The sequence below is a fragment of the Nocardioides sp. zg-1228 genome (assembly GCF_017086465.1).
Lineage (GTDB): Bacteria > Actinomycetota > Actinomycetes > Propionibacteriales > Nocardioidaceae > Nocardioides.
Genome location: NZ_CP070961.1, coordinates 1,125,048 through 1,138,828, shown reverse-complemented (window position 1 = coordinate 1,138,828; position 13,781 = coordinate 1,125,048). Strand labels below are relative to the sequence as shown.

Annotated in this window: 15 protein-coding genes; 5 read left to right on the top strand and 10 right to left on the bottom strand. The window is 72.7% G+C overall.

Annotation, left to right across the window (positions count from 1 at the left end; genetic code table 11):
- Nucleotides 1–48: 48 nt before the first annotated feature.
- The 5 genes from JX575_RS05410 to JX575_RS05390 form a co-directional block, all read right to left on the bottom strand.
- Nucleotides 49–1,785 (bottom strand): LpqB family beta-propeller domain-containing protein, encoded by a 1,737-nt coding sequence (locus JX575_RS05410; protein ID WP_186341452.1) that lies wholly within the window; start codon nucleotides 1,783–1,785, stop codon nucleotides 49–51.
- Nucleotides 1,782–3,383: an MtrAB system histidine kinase MtrB gene (mtrB, locus tag JX575_RS05405; protein ID WP_241005347.1), complete on the bottom strand. Its 1,602-nt coding sequence runs from the start codon at nucleotides 3,381–3,383 to the stop codon at nucleotides 1,782–1,784. The genes JX575_RS05410 and mtrB overlap by 4 nt, the downstream gene beginning before the upstream one ends.
- A gap of 10 nt (nucleotides 3,384–3,393) precedes the next feature.
- Nucleotides 3,394–4,092: an MtrAB system response regulator MtrA gene (gene mtrA, locus JX575_RS05400; RefSeq protein ID WP_186341451.1), complete on the bottom strand. Its 699-nt coding sequence runs from the start codon at nucleotides 4,090–4,092 to the stop codon at nucleotides 3,394–3,396.
- Nucleotides 4,093–4,144: 52 nt separating this feature from the next.
- Nucleotides 4,145–5,587, bottom strand: a complete 1,443-nt coding sequence (gene ahcY / locus JX575_RS05395; protein ID WP_186341450.1) for an adenosylhomocysteinase — start codon at nucleotides 5,585–5,587, stop codon at nucleotides 4,145–4,147.
- Between the two features lie 92 nt (nucleotides 5,588–5,679).
- Nucleotides 5,680–6,855, bottom strand: a complete 1,176-nt coding sequence (locus tag JX575_RS05390) for a DUF808 domain-containing protein (RefSeq protein WP_186341449.1) — start codon at nucleotides 6,853–6,855, stop codon at nucleotides 5,680–5,682.
- 111 nt (nucleotides 6,856–6,966) lie between these two features.
- On the opposite strand from JX575_RS05390, the gene JX575_RS05385 reads away from it, so the two are divergent.
- Nucleotides 6,967–7,557: a DUF4240 domain-containing protein gene (locus tag JX575_RS05385; protein WP_186341448.1), complete on the top strand. Its 591-nt coding sequence runs from the start codon at nucleotides 6,967–6,969 to the stop codon at nucleotides 7,555–7,557.
- Between the two features lie 13 nt (nucleotides 7,558–7,570).
- Here the strand turns inward: JX575_RS05385 and JX575_RS05380 are convergent, their stop codons facing one another.
- Nucleotides 7,571–8,068, bottom strand: coding sequence for a GNAT family N-acetyltransferase (locus JX575_RS05380; RefSeq protein ID WP_206054523.1), 498 nt, complete (start codon nucleotides 8,066–8,068; stop codon nucleotides 7,571–7,573).
- Nucleotides 8,069–8,439: 371 nt separating this feature from the next.
- Between JX575_RS05380 and JX575_RS05375 the strand changes: the two genes are divergently transcribed.
- The 3 genes from JX575_RS05375 (at nucleotide 8,440) to JX575_RS05365 (ending at nucleotide 10,855) form a co-directional block, all read left to right on the top strand.
- Complete coding sequence (locus JX575_RS05375; protein ID WP_186341447.1) at nucleotides 8,440–9,858, top strand: HNH endonuclease signature motif containing protein; 1,419 nt, start codon at nucleotides 8,440–8,442, stop codon at nucleotides 9,856–9,858.
- Between the two features lie 220 nt (nucleotides 9,859–10,078).
- The gene (locus JX575_RS05370) at nucleotides 10,079–10,432 is read left to right on the top strand and encodes an HIT family protein (RefSeq protein WP_186341446.1); all 354 of its coding nucleotides are present in this window, start codon (nucleotides 10,079–10,081) and stop codon (nucleotides 10,430–10,432) included.
- A 57-nt stretch (nucleotides 10,433–10,489) separates the two neighbouring features.
- Nucleotides 10,490–10,855, top strand: a complete 366-nt coding sequence (locus JX575_RS05365; RefSeq protein WP_186341445.1) for a nuclear transport factor 2 family protein — start codon at nucleotides 10,490–10,492, stop codon at nucleotides 10,853–10,855.
- A 75-nt stretch (nucleotides 10,856–10,930) separates the two neighbouring features.
- Here JX575_RS05365 and JX575_RS05360 read toward each other — a convergent pair whose 3' ends face one another.
- The 4 genes from JX575_RS05360 to JX575_RS05345 form a co-directional block, all read right to left on the bottom strand.
- A complete protein-coding gene (locus JX575_RS05360; RefSeq protein WP_186341444.1) occupies nucleotides 10,931–11,530 on the bottom strand; it encodes a hypothetical protein in 600 nt (199 codons plus the stop codon).
- A gap of 96 nt (nucleotides 11,531–11,626) precedes the next feature.
- Nucleotides 11,627–12,616, bottom strand: coding sequence for an SIS domain-containing protein (locus tag JX575_RS05355; protein WP_241005346.1), 990 nt, complete (start codon nucleotides 12,614–12,616; stop codon nucleotides 11,627–11,629).
- A 52-nt stretch (nucleotides 12,617–12,668) separates the two neighbouring features.
- Nucleotides 12,669–12,839, bottom strand: a complete 171-nt coding sequence (locus JX575_RS05350; protein ID WP_206054599.1) for a Trm112 family protein — start codon at nucleotides 12,837–12,839, stop codon at nucleotides 12,669–12,671.
- Between the two features lie 36 nt (nucleotides 12,840–12,875).
- Nucleotides 12,876–13,238 carry a DUF3499 domain-containing protein gene (locus JX575_RS05345; RefSeq protein ID WP_186341441.1) on the bottom strand — a complete coding sequence of 121 codons (363 nt, stop codon included), beginning with the start codon at nucleotides 13,236–13,238 and terminating at the stop codon, nucleotides 12,876–12,878.
- A 49-nt stretch (nucleotides 13,239–13,287) separates the two neighbouring features.
- Here JX575_RS05345 and JX575_RS05340 point away from each other — a divergent pair, with 49 nt between their 5' ends.
- Nucleotides 13,288–13,767: a metallopeptidase family protein gene (locus JX575_RS05340; protein ID WP_241005345.1), complete on the top strand. Its 480-nt coding sequence runs from the start codon at nucleotides 13,288–13,290 to the stop codon at nucleotides 13,765–13,767.
- The last annotated feature ends 14 nt before the right edge of the window (nucleotides 13,768–13,781 follow it).

The following is a 13,781-nucleotide window of genomic DNA, read 5'->3' as shown; positions in this document are numbered from 1 at the left end:
CAGCAGCCCGAGGCGTACGACGACAACCCCCGTCGCGGCGGCTGTGGATCAGCCGACGTAGGTCAGCGCGCGCAGGCCCTGCGGCAGGTCGGGCACCGCACGCTCGGGGCGGGTCACGCTGGTGACGGCGCGGCCGGCCAGGGCGTAGACCTCACCGTCGGCAGGACTCGACACGAGCACCCGGGTCGGCCCGCGCAGCAGCGTCGCGCCGCCCGCGGCGATCTCGCCGGGGGCACCGTCCACCGCGAGCGTGCGCACGTCGGAGTAGTCGTCGTTGATGACGCTCAGGACCGACACCGTGGTGGGCGAGCGCCAGCCGACGTCGCGGATCCGGGCACTGCCCTCGGCGGGCAGGGCGAGCGTCTGCGGCTCGGTGAAGCCGATGACCGCGCCCGCGGCGTCGTGCCGGAGCCGGACCGACACGACCCTGTCGACCTTGCGCCCCCGGACCACACCGACCAGCCGGGTGCCGTCGCGGGAGACGACCAGGTCGGTGACGCGCCGGCCGCTGAGCCCGGGCACGACGACCTCGCCGGCGACCCCGTCGACGACCTGGATCACCCTGGCCCGGCCGTTGCCGCGGTCGAGCACCCAGATCCGGTCGCGGTAGTCCCAGTGCGGGGCCGCCAGGTCGGCGGCGCCGACCACGACGGTCGCGACCTCGCCGGAGGGCGCGTCGGTGGGGGCGAGGACCAGCTCGGTGCCGGTGGCCGTGACCCCGGCGACGCGCGAGCCGGTGAGGCTGACGCCGATGGAGCGCAGGTCGTAGCCGGACTCCTCCTGCCCCAGCGGTCCTGCGGTCGGGACCAGCTCGTCCATCCGGCCGCTGACCACGCGCCCGGTGTCGAGGGCGAACAGGTCGGTGCTGGCCGGCACCCCGTTGGGGTCGTAGGCGCCCCCGAACTGGAGGCTGACCTGCGGCGATCCGCTCGGCCCGGCGATGGCCCGTCCGCCGATGCTGAGCTGCACGGCGCTGATCCGCGGCTCCTGCCGCAGCGTCCACACCAGCTGGGCCAGCATCCGCTGGGCGGTCAGCTCGTCGACGGCGTCCGGGTCGCCCGACAGCGACACCTCGGCGATGCCCGAGGTGATCGGCACGAGGCCGTGGGTGGTGCCGGGCGGGAAGTAGCTGCGCGTGACGTCGCGCAGGTCCTGCGCGGAGCCGGTGAGCAGCCCGCGCACGAGCGAGGAGGCGAACTGCTCGCCGCGCGGGACGAAGACCGGCTCCGGCACGAGCACCTCGGTCGCCGGGTCGAAGTAGTAGAGCGAGGCGCGCTCGTACCAGTCGTCGAACCACGAGTCGGGGACGATCAGCGCGTCGGGCACCTCGTCGATGCGCCACTCGCCGCCCTCCTCGACGAGCCGGAGCGGCACGGTGGTCTCCCCCTGCGTGCGCTTCCACGACCCGCGGACGTCGTAGCGGTTGACCTCGGTCAGCGGCACCCGGACCGAGGTGCCGGCGGTGGCGTCACCCAGCTCGGCGTACGTCATGATCTGCTGCTCGGGCGCCCACGCCTCGGCGGCGGCGTTCGAGAGGAACTGCCGCGCCACGGTGGGGCTCACCGGGGTCGCCTTCATCGCCTCGAAGAACCCGTCGACGATCTCCCCGGGCGACTCACCGGCCTGCGGGGGGCGCGGGTCGTAGGAGATGCCGGGGGCGTCGTCGCTGTCGGTGGTGACCTCCGACTCCACGACCGGTCCCTCGACGGGCATGCGCACGCACCCGGCGAGCAGGACCGCCACGGCCACCGCGCCCGTCGTACGCACGGCGCGCCGGGCGTTCACGCCGTCACCCGGGCGTCGAGGGGCACGAGGGGCAGCGGCGAGTGGCGCAGCTGGGTGCCGAGGTGTCGAGGCAGGGTGAGCCGGAACTGGGCGCCCTCGCCGGGACGACCCCACGCCTGGAGCCAGCCGCCGTGGAGGTGGGTGTCCTCGAGCGAGATCGAGAGCCCGAGCCCGGTGCCGCCGCTGGTGCGGGCCCGCGCCGGGTCGGCGCGCCAGAAGCGGTTGAAGACCATCGCCGACTCGCCGGGGCCGAGGCCGACCCCGTGGTCGCGCACCGCGATGGCGGCCGACTGGCCGTCGGCGCCGACGTAGATGTCGACGTCGCGGCTCTCCGCGTGGTCGATGGCGTTGGTGACCAGGTTGCGCACGATGCGCTCCACGCGGCGCACGTCGGCCTCGGCGACGCACGGCACGCCGGGGTCGTGCAGCACGACGCGGGTGTCGCGCTGATCGGCGAGCACGGACGTCATGTCGACCACCCGCCGGGCGACGTCGACGAGGTCGACGTCCTCGGCCTCGAGCACCGCCGCCCCCGCGTCGAAGCGGCTGATCTCGAGCAGGTCGGCGAGCAGCGTCTCGAAGCGGTCGAGCTCCTTCTGCAGCAGCTCCGCCGCGCGACCGGTGACCGGGTCGAGGTGCGGGCGGGCGTCGTGGATCACGTCGCTGGCCATCCGGACGGTGGTGATCGGGGTGCGCAGCTCGTGGGAGACGTCGGAGACGAAGCGCCGCTGGAGCCGGCTGAGCTCCTCGAGCTGGCGGATCTGCTTCTGCAGGTTGGACGCCATCTGGTTGAACGACGTCGCCAGCCGGGCCAGGTCGTCCTCGCCGGTGACCCGCAGCCGCTCCTGCAGCTGGCCGGCGGCAAGGCGCTCGGCGACACGACGCGCCATCCGGATCGGGGTCACCACCTGGCGGGTGACGAGCCACGTCAGGCCGGCCACCAGGAGGAGCAGCGGCACGCCCGCGATGAGCATGGCGCGGCCGACCAGGGCGAGGGTCTCCTGCTGCTCGGCGAGCGGGTAGAGGTAGTAGAGCGTGTAGGTGTTGTCGTCCGCCGGCAGCCGCACCTGGCTGCCCACCACGATCCCCGGGCCCTTGGGCAGCCCCTGGATCGGGCGGGTGGTGCGGATGTCGGTGTAGGTCCACGCCGTCGGGGACACCTCGTCGAAGCGGGCCTCCAGCGTCTCGGGCACGCTCGCGAGGTCGAGCCCCTCGGTGAACTTGGCGCCGCCGTCGGCCAGGCGGAGGCCCTCGCCGATGGGCGGTGACAGCACGACGGCGAAGCCGCGGGTCGCGCCGCGCGCCTGGATGGGCTCGACGAGGGCCTGCTGCTGCGCCGACTCGTCGACGTCGAGCCCGGGGGCGGCGGCCAGCGCCGCGCGCGCGGCCTCGGTCTCGCTCTCGGCCTCCTGCACCACGGCATCGACCCGGTGGTCGAGCAGGCCGGCGCGCGTCTGCTGCATCAGGAACCAGCCGACGATGCCCACCACGGCAGCGGACAGCAGGACCGTGCTCACCACGACGCGCGCCTGCACCGAGCGCCGCCAGAAGACGGGCCCGCGCCGCAGCACCGGTGGGAGCCGGTCGAGGATGCTCACCGCAGGGCGCCTAGGACTTGCCGGCCTTGTAGCCGACACCGCGCACCGTCAGCACGACCTCGGGGTTCTCCGGGTCGTGCTCGACCTTGGAGCGCAACCGCTGCACGTGCACGTTGACCAGCCGGGTGTCGGCGCTGTGCCGGTAGCCCCAGACCTGCTCCAGCAGCACCTCGCGGGTGAAGACCTGCCAGGGCTTGCGGGCCAGGCACACCAGCAGGTCGAACTCGAGGGGGGTCAGGTTGATCGGCGCGCCGTTGCGCGTCACCGAGTGTCCGGCGACGTCGATCGACACGTCGCCGATGGTCAGGCCCTCGTCCTGCGTGACGTCGTTGCGACGCACCCGCGCGCGCACCCGGGCGATGAGCTCCTTGGGCTTGAACGGCTTGACGATGTAGTCGTCGGCGCCGGACTCCAGGCCGACGACCACGTCGACCGTGTCGCCCTTGGCGGTGAGCATCACGATCGGCACGCCGGACTCGGCGCGGATCTCCTTGCACACGTCGATGCCGTCCTTGCCGGGCAGCATCAGGTCGAGCAGCACCAGGTCGGGCCGGTAGTCACGGAACGCGTCGAGGGCCAGGTCGCCGCGGCCCACGATGCGGCTGTCGAAGCCCTCCTGGCGCAGCACGATGGAGAGCATCTCCGCCAGGGACGCGTCGTCGTCCACGACGAGCACGCTGCCCCGCGCGGGCTCGGCGACGTCGGTCATGGCGCCAGTGTAGGGCTGGCGCCATGACCCGACGGGGCGAAGCGGGAACGGCTCAATAGCGGTAGTGGTCGGACTTGAAGGGCCCCTCGACCGGGACGCCGAGGTAGGCGGCCTGCTCCTTGGTGAGCTCGGTCAGCTCGACGCCGAGGGCGTCGAGGTGGAGCCGGGCGACCTCCTCGTCGAGGTGCTTGGGCAGCACGTGGACGCCCAGCTCGTAGGAGTCGGCCTTGGAGAAGAGCTCGATCTGGGCCAGCACCTGGTTGGTGAAGGAGTTGGACATCACGAACGACGGGTGGCCGGTGGCGTTGCCCAGGTTGAGCAGGCGGCCCTCGGACAGCACGATGACCTTCTTGCCGGGCTTGCCGTCCTCGGCGGGGAAGATCCACTGGTGGACCTGCGGCTTGATCTCGTCCTTGACGATGCCGGGGATCCTGGCCAGGCCGGCCATGTTGATCTCGTTGTCGAAGTGACCGATGTTGCCGACGATCGCCTGGTGCTTCATCTTGTGGAAGTGCTCCACGGTGATGATGTCGAAGTTGCCGGTGGTGGTGATGAAGATGTCGGCGGTCTCGACGACCGACTCGAGGCGGCGCACCTCGTAGCCGTCCATCGCGGCCTGCAGCGCGCAGATGGGGTCGATCTCGGTCACGATGACGCGGGCGCCCTGGCCGCGCAGCGACTCCGCGCAGCCCTTGCCGACGTCGCCGTAGCCGCAGACGACGGCGACCTTGCCGCCGATCATCACGTCGGTGGCGCGGTTGATGCCGTCGATCAGCGAGTGGCGGCAGCCGTACTTGTTGTCGAACTTGGACTTGGTGACCGAGTCGTTGACGTTGATCGCCGGGAACAGCAGGGTGCCGTCCTTGAAGCGCTCGTAGAGGCGCAGCACGCCGGTGGTCGTCTCCTCGGAGACGCCCTTGACGAGCGGGGCGCGCTTGGTCCAGCGCTGCGGGTCGGCCTCGAGCGAGCGGGCCAGGACGCGCAGCACCTCCTTGAACTCCTCGTTGTCGGTGGAGTCCTGCGACGGGACGGCGCCCGCCTTCTCGTACTCGACGCCGAGGTGCAGCAGCATGGTGATGTCGCCGCCGTCGTCGAGGAGCATGTTGGGCCCGCCCTCGGCGAAGTCGAAGACCTTCTCGGCCTCGTCCCAGTACTCGGCGAGGGTCTCGCCCTTCCACGCGAAGACGGGGACGCCCTTCGGGTCCTCGGGCGTGCCGTCACGCCCGACGACGACCGCGGCGGCGGCGTGGTCCTGGGTGGAGAAGATGTTGCAGGTGGCCCAGCGGATGTCGGCGCCGAGAGCCGCGAGGGTCTCGATCAGCACGGCCGTCTGGATCGTCATGTGCAGCGAGCCGGCGATGCGCGCGCCCTTGAGCGGCTGGTCCTTGCCGTAGCGCTCGCGCATGGCCATCAGACCGGGCATCTCGTGCTCGGCGAGCTCGATCTCCTTGCGGCCGTAGGCGGCGAGGGTGAGGTCGGCGACCTTGAAGTCCATCAGTTGTCTCCTGGTGTGGTGGAGCCGTTCGCGCCGCACATCTGTGCGTCCTCGGGATCTCCCGCGCGGACCAGAAGAGAGTAGGACCGGCGTCAGGGATTCGGAGAATCCTCGGCGGGCGGCTCGACGGCCGTCGAACCGGCGGTCCTGCCGGGCTCGTCGCGGGCCGTCGTGCCGCTCTTCGCGCCGTGCTCGGCGCCGTCCGCGGTGCCGTCCGCGGTGTCGTCCGCGGTGCCGTGCTCGGCGTCGTGCTCGGCGCCGTGGCCGCCCCCGATGCCGACGGCGTGCAGGGCAGCCAGCACGATCGCGCCGACCACCAGGCCGACGACGCCGGACAGGACGGTGTTGAGCAGCCAGCCGAGGAGGCTCCCGAACGCGCCACCCACGGCGTCGTGGACGGCGACCTCCCAGTGGTGCACGAGGTCGTACGGCGCGTGCAGCACGTCGCCGAAGGTCGTGCCCTCGAGCAGCCCGTCGTGCCCGCCGATCTCGTAGAGGCTGACCAGGAAGATGTGGCCGCCGACCCACAACATCGCGAGCGTGCCGATGAGCGAGATCGCCGTGAGCAGGCGCGGCATGGCGGAGACGAGCGCCAGGCCGAGTCGCTGGGAGCCCTTCGACGGCTTCTCGGCGAGGTGCAGGCCGACGTCGTCCATCTTCACGATCAGCGCGACCACGCCGTAGACCAGCACCGTGATGAGCACGGCGACGACGGCCAGCACGATCGCCCGCATCCAGATGGACGCGTCGGGGTCGGAGCCGACGACCTCCTTGAGCGCGATCACCATGATCTCGGCGCTGAGGATGAAGTCGGTGCGGATCGCGCCGCTGATCGTCTTCGCCTCGTGCTCGGGGCTCAGCTCGCCCGTCGCGGTGAGCTCGTCCTCCGCAGCGGCCGCCACCGGCTCGTGGCCCCTGATCTTCTCCCACACCTTGTGCGCGCCCTCGTAGGCGAGGAAGCCACCGCCGAAGATGAGGATGACCGGCAGCAGCTCGGGAAGGAACTGCCCCAGCAGCACTGCGGCCGGCAGGATGAACAGCAGCTTGTTGCGCAGCGAGCCGATCGCGATCTTCTTGATGATCGGCAGCTCGCGCGCGGCGGGCGATCCGTGGAGGTACTGCGGGGTGACCGCGGTGTCGTCGACGACCACGCCGGCGGCCTTCATGCTCGCGCGGGCCGCGGCGGCGCCGACGTCGTCCACGCTCGCAGCGGCGATCCGGGCCAGGGCGGCGACGTCGTCGAGCAGGGCGAACAGTCCGCCGGCCATGGGTGATCCTTCGAGAGTGGGACGGGTGGTGCGTCGAGTGGATGCAGCCTATCGGCGGCGCGTACGCCGTTCGCTCCCCCGGGCTGCCGTAGTGCTGGCAGGATCCTCCCCATGTCTGCGGTCGACCGTCTGCGCGCGGTGGCGGTGGCGTGCCTGGTCGCGCTGTGCATCGGCGCGACGGCGGGCTGCTCGGGCGAACCCGTCCAGCCGGTCACCGCGGAGGCCTGGGTGCCGGGGGACGGTCCGCCGCCCTACTGCTCGCCGTCGACCGCAGCGGACGCCGACTTCTGGACCATCGTGCACGCCTCCTGCGTCATCGCGCAGGACGGTGACGTCGCCCAGGCCGAGGCTCTCCGCCACCTGCTCGACTCCTACGGCACGGGCCGGATCGAGCGCTTCCACCGGTCGTTGGTCCGGCTCAACCACGAGCTCGCGGTCGCCTCGGACGTGGCCGACGACCTGTGCGCACCGGGACTCGGCCTCGGCGACGACCTGGGCACCGACTACCGGAGCTGGGTGATCGCGCACGGGCAGTCGGCGTACGACGCGGTGCTGGCGGACCCCGACGTGCTCCGCGACTTCCCCGACGCCGAGCTCGGCTGCGGGCTCGGCGAGCCCTTCGGCGCGGCGGCCCTCGACCTCTACCTCGACCGGACCGGCCAGGGTCTCGACGAGGCCGGACTGCCGCTGCTGGCGGGCTGACGGCCACGCCCGGTCATCGTGCCTCCGACGGCGGTCGCCGGGTGTAGGTGAGGAGCTCGGCGTGGGGCGGGAGGGGGCCGCGGATGGGCTCGCCCGTCGGCTGCCACCCGTGCTTCTCCCAGAAGCGTCGCCCGCGCGCATTGCCGGCGTAGACGTGCAGGTGGGGGCGTTCGACGCCACGTGCTTCGAGGTGCTCGACCAGCTCGTCGTGCGCGAGCGTCGCCAGCCCGCTCCCCCACGTGTCCAGGGCGGTGCCGAAGTGCAGCACCTCCTCGTCCCTGACCGCGGCGAACCCCGCCACCCGCCCGCCGGCCTCGACGACGAAGCACTCGATGCCGGGGTCCGCCACCTCGTCCCGCCAGCGGGCCGCGATCACCTCGCGGGGAAACGGGTGGCGCTCCTGCGGGAACACCTCCGACAACCCCGCGACCGCCGCCGGCTCCTGGACGGCGACCACCGCGGGGATGTCCTGCTCGCGCATCTCGCGGAGGATGTGCAAGCGGTGGGCCATGTCGGGACAGTAGCCTCGCCGGATGGCGACACCGGTGCGTCCGACCCCGTCCGACACTGCCGACCACGCCTGGCTCATCGAGGAGCGGGAGCACGCGCGGCACGAGGTGGCCGAGCGATACGCCCGGTCCGGGGGCGACGGCCCTCCGGCCACGCGCCTGGATGCAGGCGTGGGCATGTGTCCGCAGGACCTCGTGGTCGAGAAGACCGCCCGCAGCGCCTACTTCCCTGGCTCCTCGGGACCTTCCCGGCCTCTTGGCGGCACGCGGCGACAGAGGCGCGAGATCCGCCTCGGGAACCGGGTCGAAGTTCCTGACCACTCACCGTCCACAGGCCTGTCCGCTGTCGGTGGCTCGCCGTAGAATCGAACACATGATCGAACTGCTGGCGAAGGCGGAGGCAGGTGGGGTCGACGACCTCACCGCCTCTGGCCTGCTCGCGCTCGCACGGGAGCAGAAGGCGACGGAGGAGCGGGCAGCCGCGGGGCTGCTCGTCACGGCGGCTCAGTGGGCGGACCTCCACCCGCCGGAGTCGATCCACCACGCGGCGACTTTCGCCGTGCCCGGCTGTGAGCACGAGGAGCCCATCGCGGGCGCCGGGACGCCGCTGGTGGCGGAGTTCTGCGTCGCCGAGCTCGGCGGCGTCCTCGGCATCTCGACGACTGCCGCGAAGAGACTCATCGGCCACGCCCTCGAGCTGCGCCACCGCCTCCCCCGGCTGTGGGCCCAGGTCCACGCCGGGCGGGTGCCGGCGTGGCGGGCCCGGGCGGTCGCCGAGGCCACGATCCACGCGACGCCGTCGCTGACGGTCGAGGCAGCTGCGTTCGTGGACGCCCAGGTCGCCGCCGTCGCCGGACGCATCGGGCCGGCGCAACTCGACCGCCTCGTCGCCGAGACCATCAAGCGCTACGACCTCGCCGTCCCCGACCCGGCCTCCGATCCGGAGGACGGCTACCTCTACGTCGACCCCCGCCACGCCACCCTCCACGACCAGGAGGTCCACTTCGCGGGCACGATGCGGTTCGAGGCCGAGCTCGACATGGCCGACGCCCTCGACCTCGACCGGGCACTGGCCCACGGCGCCGCCACGCTTGCTGCGCTCGGCTCGGTCGAGCCGCTCGACGCCAGACGGTCCGCGGCACTCGGTGACCTCGCGCGCACCCAGACGGCACTCGACCTGCACCACCAGGGCACCGCGACCACGCGCACCGCTGACGGACTGCCGGTCGCTCGGGAGGTGGTGCTGCACGCCCACTTCGACGCGACGTTCTCCGGTGACGCCACCGTCTTCGGTCCCACCGGGCGGCTCGAGGAGCGCCAGCGGCTCGTGCTGCTCGACCACATCCGCGACTGGTGCGCCGACTCGCGCACCAAGGTCACCATCAAGCCGGTCATCGACCTCAATGCCCACCTCACCGCGCCCGGCTACGCGATCCCCGACCGGATCCGGGAGCAAGTCGTTCTGAGGGACCGCACCTGCGTGTTCCCGTGGTGCACCCGCCCCGCCCGACGGGCAGATATCGACCACGTCATCCCCTACGACCACGACGCGGCGGCAGACGGCCGGCCCCAGCCCGGACCTACGCAGAGCGACAACCTCGCCGCCCTGTGCCGGTCGCACCATCGGCTCAAGACCCACACCGCCTGGCGCTACGCGACGGTCGGGCCGGGCGCATTCGAGTGGACCAGCCCCCACGGCCACCGCTACCGCCGCGACCCCACCGGCACCACCCGGATCGACGAGTCGGACCCACCCGACCCACCCGGCATCCCAAGCCCCCGCCGACGATGACCCCGCCCCGGCACCCCGCCACCCGTCAGGTGGCGGGGCCACCGGCACGTCCGGAGTGATCGACGGGGCCTGCGCGGATCGCCCTGCCATCGCACCCCGCGCGGGTTGTGTGCGTCGCCAGATGTGATGCCCAGGCAGGTTGTCCCACCTCGTGATGGGTGGCGCTTCGCGATCGGCCAAGTGGACGACCAGTGCGGGACGCCGCTGTCAGGATGGCGCGATGAGCGAGACGGTGCTCTACACCGGAGACGACTTCTACTGCGACGTGGCGATCCCGCGCGCGGCGCCGTTGCACGTGGTGCACGAGGACGAGCTCGTGCTCGGCTACCACCACACCCGGCCGTTCTGGCGCGTCCACCTCGTCGTGGTGCCCAAGCGACACATCGCCTCCCTCACGACGGCGGGCCACGACGACGAGGAGGACGTGCGTGCGCTGCTCACCGTCGTGCAGCGGCTCGCGCGCGACGTCGAGCGCGCGTACGGCGCCGCCGCCGTGCTCACCAACCTGGGCCGCTACCAGGACTCCCGGCACCTGCATGTCCACGTCCACTCCGGCGCGCAGCGGCGTGCCTGAGGCGCGGCTGAGGACGTTCTGCACCCGATGTCAGACCCCCACGCCAGACTGCGCCCCATGGACGCCCGCGCACTGCTCAGCCGACTCGCCGAGGTGATCGACGCCCACGACTGGGACGGCTTGCCCGCCCTGCTGCGCGACGACTTCACCTGCCGCTACGTGCACACGGGCGAGGTCTTCGATCGAGACGGGTGGGTGCGGCTCAACGCCGACTACCCCGGATTCGAGCGGATGTGCGTGGAGGACCTCGTCGCCGACGGCGACCGCGGGGCGCTGCGGGCCCGCGTGACGTCGACGGACGACGCGGGTGAGCGCCTCGGGTTCGCCGTGGCCAGCTTCGCGACCGTGCGCGACGGGCTGCTCCACGAGCTCGTCGAGGTCTGGACCGACGTCGACCAGCAGCCACCCGCCGGGACCCGCTGAGCGCGGCGGAGCCCCGGGCCGACCCGCGCACGGCGGTCGGCCCGGGGCTCCGGAGGCGAGGGCTCGAGCCCTGGGTCACCGCATGTTCTTGGCGGCGACCTTCGCGAGCTTCTTCATCGTGGAGGCGTCGATCGGTGCGTCGTCGGCCACGACGATGCTGGCGATGCGCTTGCCGTCGCGGATCAGCACGCTCGCGGAGTGGGTGGTGAAGGTGGAGATGGCGGTCTCCTGCACGATCGACAGGGACTCCTGGCCGAGCTTGGAGCCCTTGGTCGGCCGCACGGTGACGGTCGCGCCGCTGGCGGGATCGGTGTAGCTGGCGCACTGCTTGACGTACGACGTGAAGGCCTTGAAGTAGGTCTTGGCCAGGCCGCTGGACTTCACCTCCGCGACGCCGGCCACGACGATCGGGTCGCCCGCGCCGGAGAGGCCGGCGATGCTGACCGCGGAGGTGGCCTTCTTCTGCGTGTTGGCGCCGCAGGTGCCGTCCGGCACGGCGATCTTCTTGGTCCGCTCGGTCTTGAACTCGCCGTCCGCCAGCTCGGGGAAGAGCTTCACGATGTCGGCCTTGCCCAGTGCGTCCTTGGGGCCGACGGCAGCCTGCGCGGCGGGCGTCGACACCAGGAGCAGGGCGGTGGCGAGACCACCGGCGAGGGACAGGGACGTGCGGTTCATGGATGCTCCTGCAGGCAGAGGAAGTGCTGACCGCCCTGTCCTGCCCGGCGCCGCCCGGCTCAAACCTCCCGGCCGCGAGCGTCCCGCGGGTCGGGCTCAGTCGTCGACGAGGCCGATGCGGAGGTACTCGGCGGCGTAGGTGCCGCCGAGCAGGAGTGAGGCGTAGCGCGCCACCTCGGCGTCCGCGTCGGTCTCGAGGGACTCCACGCGTACGCCGTGGCGCGCGGCGGCGGCCCTCAGCTCGCCGGCCTGCTGGCGCACGGCCGGGTCGTCGGAGCGGTCGTCGAGGACGAGCAGCAGCGGCCGGATCTCGCCGGGGTCGCCGGCGAACGGGTCGGCGAACAGGTCGCGGGACTTGGTGGCCTCGATGACGGGCAGCAGGTGCTCGGCGTCGCCGGCGATCGCGGACCGACCGCTCGTGCGGCGCAGCAGCTCGGCGAGCCGGCGGGCCGCCCGCGCGGCCAGGACCGAGCCGCCCCACACGAGCGGGTTGGTGTCGGCCATCGCGATGGCCAGCATCTTGGCCGGGTTGACCGCGAGGTCGCGGTGCGGCGAGCAGCTCTCCGCGACCTGGTCGAGCGAGGCGGCGACGGACTCGGCGTCCGCCCTCGGTCCGAGACGCACCTGGGCGAGGTAGTCGAGCACCACCACGGCCGTCGCGAGCTGGTCGCCCGTCACGGTCGGCAGCACCGTCACGTGCCGCCCCGCCGCGTGCTCGCCCACCAGCGAACGCTCGGGGCAGGCCACCACGACCTGCGCCCCGCGGCGCACGGCCTCGGCGACCGCCGACGCGGACCCGGCGTCGTTGCCCTCGGGCGCCAGCATGACGACGAGGTCGAGCGAGCCCGCCCAGCCGGGCAGGCCCGGGTTGGGCCAGGCCACGAACGGCACCGGGCACCACGGCTCGAGCACCGCGCGCAACAGGCGCGAGTCGGGCCCGGCGGCGATCACCGCGCGCGGACGGGCCTCGTCACGACCCCGGGCGATGGCCTCGGCGGTCGCCGCGGCCGACTCGTGGGCCTCGCGCCGCACGCGGGCACCGCTCTCGGCGAGGGTGCGCAGGCGCAGGTCTACGGTGTCGAGCACGCGGGGATCGTCCAGCCGGGACTCGTCGAACCAGGTCGCCACAGCCAGCTCCTCAGACGGGCTTGCGGGCCTCGTCGACCAGCAGCACCGGGATGTCGTCGCGGACCGGGTAGGCGTTGCCGCACCCCTGGCACACGAGCTCCTCGGCACCGCCGGACGCGTCCGGCGACAGCTCGCCGTGGCAGGCCGGGCAGACGATGATGCTCAGCAGCTGCTCGTCGATGTTCACGCCGATGATCCTAGGGGGTGCCGGGCGCTGTCAGTCAGTGGAGGTGAGCACCCGCAGGTGCCCCCGCTTGGCGCCGCGGGACGAGTCGTCGGTGGAGTGCAGCGGCGCCGGGGCCGGGGCCGGCCGGGCCGCCTCGCGCACGGCGTCGGCCAGCGCGAGGAGGTCGTCGCTGCTCGGCCCCTGCGCCGCGGGGTCGCCCGCGAGCCGCAGCACCTCCCAGCCGCGCGGGGCGGACAGCCGCTCGCTGTGCAGCTCGCAGAGGTCGTAGGCGTGCGGCTCGGCGTACGTCGCCAGCGGGCCGAGGACGGCCGTCTGGTCGGCGTAGACATAGGTCAGCGTGTTGACCGCAGAACGGCCACACGCCGTCCGCGAACAACGACGGGCAAGGCTCACGGCCCTGACGCTACCCGCCGCACCCACGTGCGGCGCTTAGGCTCGCGGCGTGGACATCGGGGTGGGCAGCGAGGCACGCGGACCGGACAGTGGACCGGAGGGCGGCGAGACCCGCGCGCGCCGCACCCGTGACCGGCGCGGGCGCGGCATGCGCGGCCCGGGCGTGGCGCCCGCCCGGCCCGGCACGCCGGCGCTGCGCACCGCTCGGCAGCGCTTCGACCAGCTCGTGCTCGACGTGGTGACCCCCCTCGACGAGCGGTGGCACCGCCACCTCGGGCTGGTGGAGTACGCCGTCGAGGACGCGCCCATGCTTCCCGACGACTGGGGCGACGAGACGGTGCCGCTGTCGTCGCTGGTGCGCGGCAAGGGCCAGGACCCCACCCGGCTGGTGATCTTCCGACGCCCGATCGAGCACCGCTCGAGCAGTCGCGACGAGCTCGAGGCGATGGTGCACACCGTCGTCGTCGAGCAGATCGCCGAGCTGCTCAACCTCACGCCCGGGCAGGTCGACGAGAGGTACGCCGACTGAGGCTCGTGGGCAGG

Bases quoted from the DNA above. Each gene is read 5' to 3' on its own strand.
- mtrA (WP_186341451.1), bottom strand. From the start codon at position 4,092: ATGACCGACGTCGCCGAGCCCGCGCGGGGCAGCGTGCTCGTCGTGGAC.
- JX575_RS05365 (WP_186341445.1), top strand. From the start codon at position 10,490: ATGGACGCCCGCGCACTGCTCAGCCGACTCGCCGAGGTGATCGACGCC.
- JX575_RS05360 (WP_186341444.1), bottom strand. From the start codon at position 11,530: ATGAACCGCACGTCCCTGTCCCTCGCCGGTGGTCTCGCCACCGCCCTG.
- ahcY (WP_186341450.1), bottom strand. From the start codon at position 5,587: ATGGACTTCAAGGTCGCCGACCTCACCCTCGCCGCCTACGGCCGCAAG.
- JX575_RS05385 (WP_186341448.1), top strand. From the start codon at position 6,967: ATGTCTGCGGTCGACCGTCTGCGCGCGGTGGCGGTGGCGTGCCTGGTC.
- JX575_RS05375 (WP_186341447.1), top strand. From the start codon at position 8,440: ATGATCGAACTGCTGGCGAAGGCGGAGGCAGGTGGGGTCGACGACCTC.
- JX575_RS05370 (WP_186341446.1), top strand. From the start codon at position 10,079: ATGAGCGAGACGGTGCTCTACACCGGAGACGACTTCTACTGCGACGTG.
- JX575_RS05380 (WP_206054523.1), bottom strand. From the start codon at position 8,068: ATGGCCCACCGCTTGCACATCCTCCGCGAGATGCGCGAGCAGGACATC.
- JX575_RS05390 (WP_186341449.1), bottom strand. From the start codon at position 6,855: ATGGCCGGCGGACTGTTCGCCCTGCTCGACGACGTCGCCGCCCTGGCC.